The organism is Nonomuraea sp. H19 (assembly GCF_052068215.1).
Lineage (GTDB): Bacteria > Actinomycetota > Actinomycetes > Streptosporangiales > Streptosporangiaceae > Nonomuraea.
The window spans coordinates 1-12,910 of sequence record NZ_JBQHCV010000046.1 but is presented as its reverse complement, the minus strand read 5'-3'; the positions used below and the strand labels follow the sequence as shown (position 1 = coordinate 12,910).

Here is a 12,910-nt window from a genome sequence, read left to right as displayed (position 1 = left end):
TCCGTCCCCTTCCCCAAAGGAGGGCCCGGCTGGAATTAGATGCCGTGTTACGACACGGGGTCGATCAGGGTCCCCTCAAGGGGTTTCAGGGGCGAGAAGTCCCGGCCTACCAGCCATTCAGGGCGGGGGCTCGGAGCGGGGAGGGCGTTACTGACAGCGTTGTAGCTCAAGAGCAGTAGGGATCGATTGATCGGAGACATGTTCTGTGCCGATCCATGGGGGATGCTGCAGTGGAACCAGAGCAAGGAACCCCGCGGTCCCTTGGGGGCGACAAGACCGTGCTGGTCGACCAGCGCTTGCATGCGCTCTGAACTCTCGAGCGAATACTTCAGGTTGTTCGTCAACGTCGACTCCCAACCGTCATTCTTAGCGGCGGTGGGGATGAGCCCATCCGAATGGCCGCCGGGAACAACGATCAGAGGGCCGTTGAACTCCGTCACCTCGTCGAGGAAGACAGCGACGGTGAGCGCGCGCGGTTCCGGCATCTGATCCTCGTTGTGCCAGAACATGAAGTCCTGATGCCATCGCCAGATCTCACCCTGGAAGGCGCGCTTCTTGTTGATTTTGAACTGATGGACGTACACGTCGTCATTCAGCAGCTGCCGAGCGATGCCGAGCACTTGAGGATGGCGGACGAACCGAGCGAACAGCTCACTGTGCATATGAGAGCCGTGGACACGATAAGGGAGCCCGGTGTCGACCTCGACCGTGCGCCTCGGCGTATCCTGTGCAAGCTCTCTCTCGGCTTCGCTTTTCAACAGCTCGACGTCGCTCGCTTCGAGCACGCCGGGCTGAAAGATGAATCCTGCTCGATGATAGTCTTCGATCTGCTGGGATGTGAGCAGGTTGTCATTCTGCACTTTTGCCTCCATCGAGAGTTGGCTGAGGCTTCACGAACGGTTCTCCGTGTACTTTGACCAGGCCAGACGCAGCACCTGAACCGAGTGGAACAGATCGTCCTTGCTCGAAGCCTCGTCCAGGATAAAAGTCGAGGCGCCGAGTTTTATGTATTGCAGCAGAAGGTCCGCTGTCTCCGCATAGTCGCCGACTATGTACGGGCAGAACGTTTTATACGCCCGAAACGGGTACATCCAGTAGCCGCCTATCGGGGCGCTCACCTTCATGGCATCCTCCGAGAGCCGGCGATGCCAGTGGGATTCGACCGATTCATAGGCGAGATCGTGGAACTCCTCGCCGAGCCGGTCGACAGGAAAGCGCTCGTAGGCGAGCCGCCACGCGGTGCTCGAATCCTCTCGAGCGATGATGCCCAGCCGGAAGCCGCTGTCCGCGAGCAAGGACTCCTCGGCGTACTCCTGCGGCTCCCGTGGATAGCTCAGCCGGGTCGCACCGAGCTCCTTCTGCACGCGGATGCAGTCGTCCGAGGTTCCTGACACGAAGATGCGCGGCTCCATGCCGGCCACCGGCGGAGGGGCCGGTCGGAGCCCGTTCAGCTGGTAATACTCGCCGGTGTACTTCAGCGGCCGTGCCGCTGAAGTCAGCTCGGCGATGATGGCGCCGAACTCCGCCAGCCGGTCATATCGCTGCCGGTGGTCCAGGGTGCAGCCCATCTCTCTCAGATGCCGAGAGAAGCCACCGGCCACCAGGTTCAGGCCAACGCGCCGGCCGCTGCCGGCGGCTATCGAGTTGATGCTCTTCGCGACCGACATCGGGTGCTGGTACACGGGGTTCACGGCGATCAGCGGGATCAGGTCGCGCGACTTCTCCAGGACCCTACCGGCGACGACCCATGGATCGAACGACGTGTTGTCGGAAAAGATCAGCATCCCGGCACAGTTCAGCTCTTCGGTCCATACGGTGATGTCGTCGAGATGTCGGAACGGCTCTTCGCGAGCTTCACCCGTCAACCATGGGGCCGAGGTGTAGATCGTCAGCATGAGTTTGCTCTCGGTATGCGATGTCGGTGCCTGACGCTTGGTCTGCCAGGCGGCTGACCAGCGACCAGAGCGCCTCAGGCGTGCTAAAGCTTTCGAACGTCAGCAGCTCCTCAGGAATCGAGATCCCGTACGCTGCTTCGATGTTCAACAGGAGATCGACAGCCGCGAGTGAGGTCAGACCGGCGGCCCTGGTGTCCAGATCCGCGGTCAGTTGCCGGTCGTCCGGCAGATCACGCAGCGCTGCGCGCAGCAGCGACTCGAAGCGCTGATCCCAGGTCTGCACGCTCGACTCACCTCTGTGACTTGAGGGAGGCGCCGAGGAACACCGAAAGGCTTTTCGGCGTCGTGTGCTCGAAGATCTGGCGCAGGCGGACGTCCACGTCCATGACCTCGGAGACCCGGCCGACGATCTCGAGGATCTGCATCGACGTTCCGCCGGCCTCGAAGAGATCCGAGTTCTCGTCAAGATCCTGCGGGCTGAGCACCTCGCGCCATATTTCGATAAGGGCCGCCGTGCGGTCCGCTTCGTTCTCGTATTCGGCCTTCATCTTTGGAAGCTCCTCAGAAGGGCAGCGCTGGGCGACCACCGACTGCAGCCGGAAGATCTGAATCCGGATATGCTGACATCGAATGTGCCTGACGGGCGGCGACAATGCATCGAATGGTAAGTCATGCAGCTCCGCCCCGATCCTCATGGATGACAGGAAACCCGACCGCGGACCGTGTCGCTCGGCGCCGGCGACCATGTGCCGGACTCAGCGGAGTGACAAATTCCCGGAACGCCGCGGTGATCGGTCACGAGGCGCGGCGGGAGGCGGAGCCGGGGGGAAGCAAGCGGAGATCCTCTTCGCTCACCAGGTCGAACCGAAGGGCGAAGGCGACCAGCGCCTCACGCTTGGAATGCTTGGGCCCGTCGTCCTCGCACTTTGACCACTGGCTGACGGGAAGCTTTCGAACCGCTAGGTAGTCGATGTGGTAGTTGACACTGCTACGATTAGCGTCCTTAAATTGATCGACTCCTCGCAACCTCTCGACAACCTCTCGAAGTGAGGGCACGGCTGCCATAGAGGATCCGCGCAAACGCGGTTCGCACAGCGCGACGAGAACAAGGAAGTATTTGCTCGTCTTGTCCAGGTGAATCGACGAGACCATCGCCCTCGTGGCCAGGTCCATCTGGAGTAAACGCGGCGGAGGGGCGTAGACGGTGAGTTCGGTGACGCCCGCGCTGGTCGGGATCAAAATGCGTGACATTTCAAAGGGAATCACCAAGTCCAGCTGTCGAGGGCGCACCTTGACTAACTCGGCACCACCTTCCAGATTCTCGACGGCATAGGTAGTGCTCGTGGTGAGATTGGACACAGTAGGTTGCTCGGCAGAAACCTTGAGCGCCCCGAGGCTGGGTTCGGCGTTCGGCTGGATGTTCCCCGAGCGTTTGGAAATCCCAAACTTGAGTTCTTCGCCGGTCTTCAGGTTGATCCGCCCGCCGCTGCCGCGTCCCTGCAGATGACCGGAGTCACTTTGCCAGGTCACGATCACTTCAACGCCCGCCGCGGTTGGCTGCCCACTTACCATGGCGCTCCCATCTCATCCCGTTTGTGCCAGAATGCACCGTATCGGCTCGTACGTTACCACGCAGTTATTCGGAAAGCACGTGCCAAAGTACGTGAACTTCGGAGATTGTACGGATCCCCCAAAGGAATAGCGACGTGGCAAGTTGACCTGGGCTTTGACAAGCTTAACTCAGAGACTCCTACAATGGCCGCTACAATTCGCATCCGCGAAGTCACAATGGGCTCGTTGCCACGTCGGATCCATAAAGGCGCGGGCGAACCAAGCGGGGACACGTCGAACTCCTGCAGGCGGAAACTTTCGGTTGGTTCGGAGCGCCGCGTTCGGCGACCGAACGGCAGCTGCATGCGAAGCTTCAGAGGTCAACGCCCAGTGACGGCGCTTCGTGAGATGGGCTACGGTCTATTGGGTCATTATCGGTGAGAGCGATCCAGAGATCCGGAATCGAGATGACAACCGATGCCGGCCGCGGGCATCCCTCCATGGCGCCCACCAGCGCGCCGACGAGCGACTCTGCGAAGCGTCTCCGTGGTCTTACAACCGCGCTTGCGCAGTGGCCAGTGCCGCCGGATTGCCACCCGTTGCCCGAGCCGGGATAAGGACGCTCTCCCTGCTGACGACGTCCTCCGGGAGACGCTTGACCTTCAACGGCGTCAACAGGCCACTCCCTGCACGGTTTCGGACAATGCCGCGGCGACGCGCTCGCCGATCATGATGCAGGTCAAGTTGGTGTTGGCCCGCACCGAGGAGGGAATGACCGAGGCATCCGCGACGCGGAGCCCGTCCGTGCCGAAGACCTGGCATTCGTTGTCGACGACGCCCGTGGCGGCACTCGACGCCATGGCGGCGGTGCCGCTCGGATGGTGCGCCGTCTGCAGGTGCGCCGCAAGGTAGCGATCCGTGCTCGCGTCGTCGTCGACGGACCAGCCGTCGACGTCCACGAATCTTTGGATGAACTTACTGACTGCCGGATCGTCCGCCATGTGCCGCGCCAGCCGTAGCCCATCGCGGAGACGGGCCCGATCGGATGCTGCAGCGAGGTGGTCGAGGTGCACCACTGGGCGCTGACGGGGATCACGAGAGGCCAGCCGCACAATGCCCCGCGACTCCGGCCCCATCAGATTCGCCGTGATCACGAAGGCGTGGCTGCCTTCCACGGAGGCGGCCAGGCCGGGCGCGTACTTGCTCATCTCGACATGGTTGAGCAGGCACAGTTGCATGTCATTGGCCATGCTTGAGCCCTGCGCGCGGTACCGTAGGACGACCTCGGCGCAGGGCGCGGAGGGGTCTGCCGCGCCCTGCGCGGGTGCGCAGACGATCGGTACCTGCGAGTGATCCGCGAGGTTCCGGCCAACGGCAGGGAGGTCGGCGACGACGTCGATCCCGAGTGCGCTGAGTTCCTCGGCCTTGCCGATGCCGGAACGGAGCAGGATCGCCGGGCTACCGATCGCACCGGCGGCGATCGTCACTTCGGCCGCGCCGATGTCGCGCGCCTGCCCATCGGCGACGACCCGCACTCCCGTCGCGCGCGATCCGGTGAACAGCACCGTATCCACCAAGGTGTTCGGCATGACGGTGAGATTGGCCCGCTGCCGCGCCGGCTCCAGAAAAGCTTTCGCCGTCGAGATCCGGCCCAGCGAACCGTCGACGTTCAGCGGAAGGGCGCCCACGCCGGTGCTGTAGGGCTCGTTGTGATCGGCGGTACTGTCGAATCCGGCCCTCCGGCACGCCTCGGCGAATGCCTGGGACAGCGGAGTCATCCGCTCACTCGGCGTTCGGGCGATCCGTAGGGGGCCGCGGCTGCCGTGGTGAGTGCCGACCCGATCGACATCGGTCTCTATGGCGACGAACCCATCCAGCACCGCTTCCCACGACCAACTCATGCGGCCCAACGGCCAGTCGTCGAAGTCGCCGGGCTCCGGCCGGAGCGCGATGCACGTGTTCACACTCGAGCAGCCGCCGACGACCTTGCCGCGGGGAAGCCAGTACTCGTTGCCGCCGACACCGCGGGCGGTGTACCCCCAGTCGTGAGAGCTTAACGATGGTGTCCGCCCGTCCTGGAGCTCCGGTGGAAGGGCTGAGCCGTGATAATCCGGTCCGGCCTCGATCAGCAGGACGCGGCGGTCGGTGCGCTCGGCGAGTCGAGCAGCGAGTACTGCACCCGTCGACCCGGCGCCGACGACTATGTGGTCAAAGAACACTGGCGAGCGCATGCCCTACCCTTCGGCCGCTCATGGATTGCACGACTACGAACGAGGCGTACTTCGCCCCGGCACCTGACGACAGCGAGGAGGCCCGCCGGGCATCTGTAACGGAATGCACGAGAGCGCTTTGCCGAGCAGACGGTCCTGGCAGGCGCTCAGGTCCTCGGCGTTGAAGCTTGTGACCTCCTCGTCCACGAGCCTCGATCTGAGCTGCTTGCCGCACAACCGCAGTGGCCGAGAACGGCGCTACCGACCGGCTGCGTCGGCCAGGAGCCCGAGACCAGGTCGATGACACCGGGCTCGTCTGCGGCCGAGGGGAATGGCACGTCCGCATAGTCGATCTCTGATTACCACCCGTCGAGGAGTTCGCCATCACCTTCGGGATGCCTCTCGATCTCCGCCGGGCCGAAGCTCCAGGAACGGGGCAGGCTCGCGATCACGGCGTCGAGGTCGCGATGGAGACCGTTGGCGAAGAGGTCGCGATGGAGACCGTTGGCGAAGACGTGCCGCGCAGACACGTCTTCGGCTTTCCCGGCGGTCATCCCTTCGGGAGGCCGTGGCCTCAGCGTTGGCGAGCATGATGGTGAAGGAGTGAACATTCATGAGGTACGGCCGGTTCCGGCAGCGGTCCAAGACGGTTCAGGCGAGGTAATAGGGTCGGCTGTGTGCGGCGACCGGGGCCGACTGGTAGGTCCACACGCCCGCCGGGGCGGCGTTGGTCAGCAGCGCCGTGAGGTCCTGACCCACGAGCGAGGTCGGCTCCGCCACATGCAGTGAGACCTGTGCGGCCGTTTCGGAGTCCAGCGGGTAGTACTGATAGGGGTGGTAGACGCTCTGCCGACTGGTCAGCAGGCGGCCCTCCGAATCGGTTCCGTAGCCCGTGATGGGAGTGTTGTTCACCGGCACGCCGGCCAGGCCGCCAAGGTGTGCGTCGATACTGAACAGCAGCCGGCCGCCGGGCGTGATACTCCCGTCTTCGGCGAAGTCGGCGTCCAGGACACGGACGTGCCAGTCGGACGTCTCCGGACCGTTGAGCGACGGCATGGTTGCCGTGAAGCGGGCCGGCAGCTTCGGCTCAGCGAATATTTTCGATCCGGCCTCGATGGCCATCGCGTTGTCGCAGAGCACGTGGATTCTGCCGATGCCGAGCAACTTGGTCTGGTCGATTCCGGTGGCGTACTGCGCGTACGACACCGGGAACATCCGGTGCTCCTCGCCTTGCGGATAGGCGATGATGTTTATCTCCACCTCCTCCGTGATGCTCGAGCCGTCTCCGTACTGCGCGAAGTAAAGCTGGTAGTTGAGCGAGAAGCAGGCGCGGCCGTCGAAGTCGGCTGGGGCGAGGCGCGGGTGGGTTCGACCGAGGATCTTCGCAGCCGTCTCGAAATCCACCAGGTAATCGACGCCGATGTTATGCCACGCCCCGCAATAGAAGGGCAATCGAAATGGCTCGGGAATCGGTGGCAGAGGGAGGGGCGTGTCGCGTCGGGTCGAGGCCGGGTCGATAGCAGTCATCATGGTTGCTTTCTCGTGACGTGTACCGGCGGCTGCACTCGGGTTCGTGCTGCCTGGATAGCGATAGGCAGGTGGGAGATGCCGTTGGAACGAACGTGTGCGGGTGGCTCGCCAGCCAGGCTGAACCCGCTGGCCGAGGTCTGCAACAACATGTGCCGAAATAGAGAGCAGGCGCCACAGAGGCTATAGGGGATTCCTCGCACAGATCTCATCGGGTCGCAGCCGAACCTCGCGTGCAGCGTAAGCCAGGATCGCCACCCGACCGTTGAGCTGCTCCATTCGCTCGCCTCAACAAGCCGAGGCGAAAGGGAAGACGCTCAGGGCGTGATCACAGCCGACGAGCCACCCTCGCGGAGGCGGGTGGCGGCCGTTTTCTCGTTTCGATCACGAGATATGGCAAGACCCTGGCTCTCAGCCCCCTACTCGGCCGCTGCGACACCAGAGACAGCGGATACATTTTCACCCCTTGAGACAATGCTCAAAAGGCCAGGATGGATGTAGTGATGAGCGCTCGCTCATACTGGCAGGCCCTCTCATCGTGCGACTCTTGATCTCAAGGTGACACAACTCTAGACGTGAGCGGGCCTGCTCCATTCCTGACAGGCGCTAGGTTTGTCAACGTTGTCAGCGGTCAAGGGACTCTGGCTCTGGCGCAAACTGTGTGCCGCGATCACGGAGGGTGGCGAAGCCTCTCGCCCCGCCTTTATGGCGATCAGGTAACGGTCTGCGCGTAGGTGCGGCCGCTCCGTGATGATCGGGTTCGACCAAGAACTTGATCGTCAACTGAGCAGCCGCGGAGTTCATTGTGCAGCATGCCGGGCACCCGACAGGCGAAGCCTGCCTGCAGGTCTTCTTTCCCCACCTGACCGGGTTGATCGTCGAGAAGCTGGTTGATCGCGGGGGTTATGTGCTGGTCAAAGCGCGGACCAGCGGCATGCCCGTCGACTGCCCGGGATGCGGGCGTGAAGGGTGTCAATACTCCGTTCACGGTCCTGAGCTGCGGGTTGCTCTCGGTTTCCTGGTCGGAGCAGTGGCCTGGGTCGGGCATGCTCGAGGCTCGTGACGCTCCGTTTCTTCTACATGTTCTTCTGCCGCATCGTGGGCTGGCTGACGCTGCTGCCCCGTAGCGACGCCTCCAAGAACATGGAGATCCTCGTCCTGCGGCACGAGGTCGCCGTGCTGCGCCGTCAGGTGTCCCGTCCAAGGCTGTCATGGGCGGATCGAGCGGTTCTGTCCGCGCTGGCCAGGGGACTGCCGGCGGTGCTGCGTGCTCACCGACTGGTGACGCCAGGGACGTTGCTGCGCTGGCACCGGCGTCTGATCGCACGCCACTGGACCTACCCGCACCGGAGGATAGGACGGCCTGCGACCGATTCGGCGGTCGTGGCGTTGATCCAGAGGCTGGCGCGGGAGAATCCTCGTTGGGGTTACGAGCGTATCCGTGGCGAGCTGCGGCATCTGGGCCATCAGGTGAGCGGTGCGACGATCCGCCGCATCTTGAAACGGCGGCGCTTGGGTCCGGCGCCGCGACGGGGCGATGACCGCTGGCGTGATTTCATCCGCGCCCACGCCGCGAGCACGCTGGCGTGTGATTTCTTCACGGTGGACACCGTCACGCTGCGCCGGTTGTACGTCTTCTTCGTGGTGGAGGTCGGCACCCGGTTCGTGCACGTGCTCGGCGTGACCGCGCACCCTGATGGCGCTTGGGTTGCCCAGCAAGCCCGTAATCTTCTCGCCGATCTGAAGGGCCGGGCCGGCGCGTTCCGGTTCCTGATTCGGGATCGGGACACGAAGTTCACCAGCAGCTTCGATGAGGTCTTCGCAGGCGACGGCATTCAAGTGCTGAAGATCCCGCCGCGGTCGCCTCGCGCGAACGCGTTCGCCGAGCGATGGGTCCGCACCGCACGCACAGAGTGCACCGACCGACCGCTGATCTTCGGCGAACGGCACCTTCGCACCGTGCTGAACGAATACGCCGATCATTACAATCGTTACCGGCCGCACCGCTCCCTCGCCCTCCGAGCTCCCATCAATGATGGCTCCGACGTGATTCCGCTGCCGCTGGGCCGGATCGAGCGTCGTCACGTTCTCGGCGGGCTGATCAACGAGTATCAGCGCGCTGGCTGACCAACGGATGCAGTTCATGAAGAGGCAGGTCAGGGCCTTGGGCCGAGTTTTGACGCCCTTCAGGCGCTGGCCATACTGCAGAAGATCAAGAATCACCGGAATGCGTCCGGACATGCATTCGGCGTCCGCCCTACGCATGAACGGGATGCCGAGGTCAAATTCCTCGAGCCAATCGTCGTCGCCGCCTTGGAGTCTCTGCCGTGGCTGGCTCGCCTCCACTGGGACCTGATCGAACATTGCGGCTACATCGGCGCGGGCTACAGACTCCAAGGGCGGCGCCTGCGCGGAAGCCACCCCGAATGGGAACCCCTCGATGAGGAATACCACGCACAACTCGCCCCCCATCGCATCTACCTGCGCGGTTCGCTACTGGCCGCCTCTATCGACCTGACACCAGTAGCTTCAGTCAATATCTGCGATGTGTGTGGCCAAAGGGAGCTCTTCCTGATCAACAAGGCGAAGGTGTCCTGCGGCCAGGTGACACAGTTGACGCTGCGCAGCGATAAAGACCACGAGGTGGCGGGTACGGCTGGCGAGCATCGTGCCTCGGCTCCAGCCGCTCGGGCGGAGATCGTGTGGAGGAATCGCAAATGAGAATGGTAAAGGAACGTTATCCGCCCTGCGGTTGCTCGATTGTTGCTCGTCGGCACGCGATATGGTGCACCACTGTTAGCCATTCTTGGACATTTTCAGGGATGACATTGGTGGCTGCAGTGATACATTCAAACACAGAATGATAGGCGTGGCATTGTGGCTGCCGTCTTTTAATCCGCAGGTCGCGTCAGATTCTCACCATCGTCGCTCACATCCTGCACGCGCCATGCCTCGGCCTCTACGAGCAGGGGCGATCCCCGCCGGTCGAGGGTACGAACACGCACCGAATACGAGTGCTTTGTCCGGTAATCATAGTCAAACCTTTGCTCTGCGCGCTGTCCAAAACCGGGCCTGATCGCAGGTATTTATAAAAGTGACAGGGATCAGGTGGCCCAGGTAATCGGGCCACACCCCACATGGCTTCACCGCAGAGCAACGCGACACCACCAACCACATCATCCGCCGTACCAGGCGAACCGCGGACCCTACCGCTCAGCACGACGACGGCCCCGACTGCCGCGAAAGATACCCATCGAGCCGGCAGCGACGACACACGCCATCCTCCGGCCGGCGCGCTGGAAACGGCTTCTCATCCTGCTCGCACGCAGGGGTGCGTTCCCGCGCACGGGAGCTGTCCTTACTCTGTGGCGCCTGGCAGCGATGCGCAAGGAGACGGCGGCGACGCCGTGCGGCAATCGCCGGTTCCCGGATCGGTGTCGACCGTCGGATTCGGCCTTGACCAACGCCATCCAGGTGGGCGTCGATACGCCCTGTCCGGCACGGCCATCGATGCGGCGGGCTGACGACCACCGGCGTGCTCGCCCGGCCCACACCCACCGCATCGGCCGCGCCGAGCGGGAACACGACGACCCCGGTGCCCCACGCCGTACCGACGGCGCCAAGGGGCGACAGGACCGCCGTGCGCCCGTACCCAGCAATCGGCGGGGCCGTGGCCGAGAGCGACACCACCGGACGAGTGCTCGGAACTGGACCTACCCAGCCCCACAGGTGAGCGAGGCGACCAGTGCCTTCGCCAGCCGATCAGGGACTGGGCGCAGCAACCCCGCGCCGATCTCAACCCTGCTTCCCCCGTTCACCGCCACACCAGCCCACGCAACAGCACTAAAGAGAAGAGGACGACACAGCATGGCCGAAGGACGCACCTTCAAACGATGTTCCTGCCGCGACAGCGACGGCAAGGCACTCGGGCAGCAATGCCCCAAGCTGCGCCGTGCCGACGGCGGATGGAGCTACCGGCACGGTATCTGGAACTACCAGATCGAACTGCCGCCCGGATCCGACGGTAAGCGGCGCGGGCCGCTGCGCCGTAGCGGCTTCGCCACTCAGGACGCCGCCAAGGACGAGCTCGGTCAGGTGCGTGACCTGCTTGCGCTGGCCGACCCGCGCGAGCCCGCCACCCGTACCCAGATCGCCGACCTGATCAAACGCACCCTGGCCGAGACCGACACCCTGCCGAACGCGGAGACGGTCCGCCGGAAAATCAAGACCGGGCAGCATCTGACCCAGGAGATCACCGTTGAGCAGTGGCTGGCCGAATTCCTCAACCGCAAGCGGAAGATCGAGGAGACCACCCGCCGCTCCTACGAGGGCCACATCCGCCTCTACCTCACCCCGTATCTGGGCCGGCTCAGGCTGGATCAGCTCAAGGTCAGCGACATCGCGTTGATGTTCGAGCAGATCGAGGAGTTCAACGACACCATCGCCGAACGCCGCGCTGATCCCGACCCGCAGGTACGGGTGAGCGTGAAGTACCGGCGGCCGATCAGCATCGCCACCATGCACCGCATCCGCGCCACCCTGCGGCACGCGCTCAACGTAGCCATGCGGCAAGACCGGCTGATCGACTTCAACCCCGCCGCCGTGCTGGAGATGGCCGCCTACACCCGGCTCAGACCGCTGGTGTGGACCGAGGACCGGGTCCGTTCCTGGCAAGCCGACTACCGGGCCTACCGGGAGAGGGAGAAGCAACGCCGGGGCGGGCGGCGGGTCGATCCCATCGACGCCTACACCAGCGTGCCACGCCCCTCATCGGTGATGGTCTGGACACCGGCGCACACCCGCCTGTTTCTCGAGGAGGCCCAGCGTCACCGCCTGTTCGCCCTCTACCAGCTGATCGCACTGCGCGGGCTACGCCGAGGCAAGGCGTGCGGGCTGCGGTGGAGGGAGGTCGATCTCGACGGCCAGACCTTGACCGTGAACTGGCAGCTCGTACAGCTGGCCTGGGAGATTCATGAGGGCAGTCCGAAGACCGACGCCTCGGTGCGAACCATCGCTCTGGACACTGACACCGCCCGGGTGCTGCGCGTCCACCGGCAGCAGCAACTGCAAGAACGGCTGACCATGGGCGAGGCATGGACCGACAGCGGGTTCGTGTTCACCCAGCCCGACGGCAACCGGCTGCATCCCCAGCACGTCTCCGACCAGTTTCTCTGGCTGGCCTACCTGGCGGGGCTGCCGCCGATCCGCCTTCACGACCTCCGTCACGGGGCGGCCTCGCTCATGCTGGCGGCCGGGGTGGAGATGAAGGTGGTACAGGAAACGCTGGGCCATACCTCCAGCGCGTTCACCGCCGACACCTACACCTCCGTCTACCCGCAGGTGGCCATGGCGGCGGCCGAGAAGACGGCGGCCCTGCTGTTCGGCGAGGAAGACCAGGCCGAAGCGGGCAAACTCATCTCGCTGAGGAGCTGAACAGTCGGATTAAGCATCCGGCCCCGTGTTCGCCGCCTGCTCGGGGCGAGGCGGGGCCGCTGCTCTTCCCGTAGGAGTTAGAGGTGGCGAATGGATCATGGTGTGTGCGGGGTTGGTGCGCGCGAGCACGTACGGAGCACGCAACCGCTAGATGAAAATTCTAGAACGAGTCCGATCCCGCATCACCGCAGGTCAAACCATGATCAAAGCGCGCCCTGCAGGATTCGAACCTAATGACTCCGTACGACCCCGAGTTTCGCCGGCTCGGGCACTCGCCTCAGATGCCTAGATTCG

Annotated in this window: 12 protein-coding genes; 3 read left to right on the top strand and 9 right to left on the bottom strand. The window is 63.9% G+C overall.

The genetic code is table 11. The features are described from left to right. Positions 1–47: 47 nt before the first annotated feature. The 9 genes from ACTMTI_RS52265 to ACTMTI_RS52225 all read right to left on the bottom strand — a co-directional run bounded on the left by ACTMTI_RS52265 (position 48) and on the right by ACTMTI_RS52225 (position 8,231). A complete protein-coding gene (locus ACTMTI_RS52265) occupies positions 48–860 on the bottom strand; it encodes a phytanoyl-CoA dioxygenase family protein (protein ID WP_441128399.1) in 813 nt (270 codons plus the stop codon). A gap of 30 nt (positions 861–890) precedes the next feature. Beyond that, positions 891–1,895, bottom strand: coding sequence for an LLM class flavin-dependent oxidoreductase (locus ACTMTI_RS52260; protein ID WP_441128397.1), 1,005 nt, complete (start codon positions 1,893–1,895; stop codon positions 891–893). Then, positions 1,855–2,178, bottom strand: a complete 324-nt coding sequence (locus tag ACTMTI_RS52255) for a phosphopantetheine-binding protein (protein ID WP_441128395.1) — start codon at positions 2,176–2,178, stop codon at positions 1,855–1,857. The genes ACTMTI_RS52260 and ACTMTI_RS52255 overlap by 41 nt, the downstream gene beginning before the upstream one ends. Before the next feature lie 7 nt (positions 2,179–2,185). After that, entirely contained in the window at positions 2,186–2,590 is a 405-nt protein-coding gene (locus ACTMTI_RS52250; RefSeq protein ID WP_441128393.1) for an acyl carrier protein, read from the bottom strand. A 100-nt stretch (positions 2,591–2,690) separates the two neighbouring features. After that, on the bottom strand, positions 2,691–3,467 hold the full coding sequence (locus ACTMTI_RS52245; protein WP_441128391.1) for a hypothetical protein: 777 nt from the start codon (positions 3,465–3,467) through the stop codon (positions 2,691–2,693). Between the two features lie 650 nt (positions 3,468–4,117). After that, complete coding sequence (locus tag ACTMTI_RS52240; protein ID WP_441128389.1) at positions 4,118–5,677, bottom strand: GMC family oxidoreductase; 1,560 nt, start codon at positions 5,675–5,677, stop codon at positions 4,118–4,120. A 338-nt stretch (positions 5,678–6,015) separates the two neighbouring features. Continuing rightward, the gene (locus ACTMTI_RS52235) at positions 6,016–6,186 is read right to left on the bottom strand and encodes a hypothetical protein (RefSeq protein WP_441128387.1); all 171 of its coding nucleotides are present in this window, start codon (positions 6,184–6,186) and stop codon (positions 6,016–6,018) included. 121 nt (positions 6,187–6,307) lie between these two features. Continuing rightward, positions 6,308–7,186, bottom strand: a complete 879-nt coding sequence (locus ACTMTI_RS52230; RefSeq protein WP_441128386.1) for a hypothetical protein — start codon at positions 7,184–7,186, stop codon at positions 6,308–6,310. Positions 7,187–7,895: 709 nt separating this feature from the next. Further along, positions 7,896–8,231, bottom strand: a complete 336-nt coding sequence (locus ACTMTI_RS52225; RefSeq protein ID WP_441128384.1) for a hypothetical protein — start codon at positions 8,229–8,231, stop codon at positions 7,896–7,898. Positions 8,232–8,242: 11 nt separating this feature from the next. On the opposite strand from ACTMTI_RS52225, the gene ACTMTI_RS52220 reads away from it, so the two are divergent. From ACTMTI_RS52220 to ACTMTI_RS52210, 3 genes are all read left to right on the top strand, one after another. After that, positions 8,243–9,310: an integrase core domain-containing protein gene (locus ACTMTI_RS52220; RefSeq protein ID WP_441128382.1), complete on the top strand. Its 1,068-nt coding sequence runs from the start codon at positions 8,243–8,245 to the stop codon at positions 9,308–9,310. Between the two features lie 186 nt (positions 9,311–9,496). Continuing rightward, entirely contained in the window at positions 9,497–9,904 is a 408-nt protein-coding gene (locus ACTMTI_RS52215; RefSeq protein ID WP_441128380.1) for a hypothetical protein, read from the top strand. 1,146 nt (positions 9,905–11,050) lie between these two features. Beyond that, entirely contained in the window at positions 11,051–12,616 is a 1,566-nt protein-coding gene (locus ACTMTI_RS52210; RefSeq protein WP_441128378.1) for a tyrosine-type recombinase/integrase, read from the top strand. The last annotated feature ends 294 nt before the right edge of the window (positions 12,617–12,910 follow it).

Coding starts and splice junctions, on each gene's coding strand:
- ACTMTI_RS52260 (WP_441128397.1), bottom strand. CDS start 1,895: ATGCTGACGATCTACACCTCGGCCCCATGGTTGACGGGTGAAGCTCGC.
- ACTMTI_RS52250 (WP_441128393.1), bottom strand. CDS start 2,590: ATGAGGATCGGGGCGGAGCTGCATGACTTACCATTCGATGCATTGTCG.
- ACTMTI_RS52245 (WP_441128391.1), bottom strand. CDS start 3,467: ATGGTAAGTGGGCAGCCAACCGCGGCGGGCGTTGAAGTGATCGTGACC.
- ACTMTI_RS52240 (WP_441128389.1), bottom strand. CDS start 5,677: ATGCGCTCGCCAGTGTTCTTTGACCACATAGTCGTCGGCGCCGGGTCG.
- ACTMTI_RS52230 (WP_441128386.1), bottom strand. CDS start 7,186: ATGATGACTGCTATCGACCCGGCCTCGACCCGACGCGACACGCCCCTC.
- ACTMTI_RS52225 (WP_441128384.1), bottom strand. CDS start 8,231: ATGCCCGACCCAGGCCACTGCTCCGACCAGGAAACCGAGAGCAACCCG.
- ACTMTI_RS52210 (WP_441128378.1), top strand. CDS start 11,051: ATGGCCGAAGGACGCACCTTCAAACGATGTTCCTGCCGCGACAGCGAC.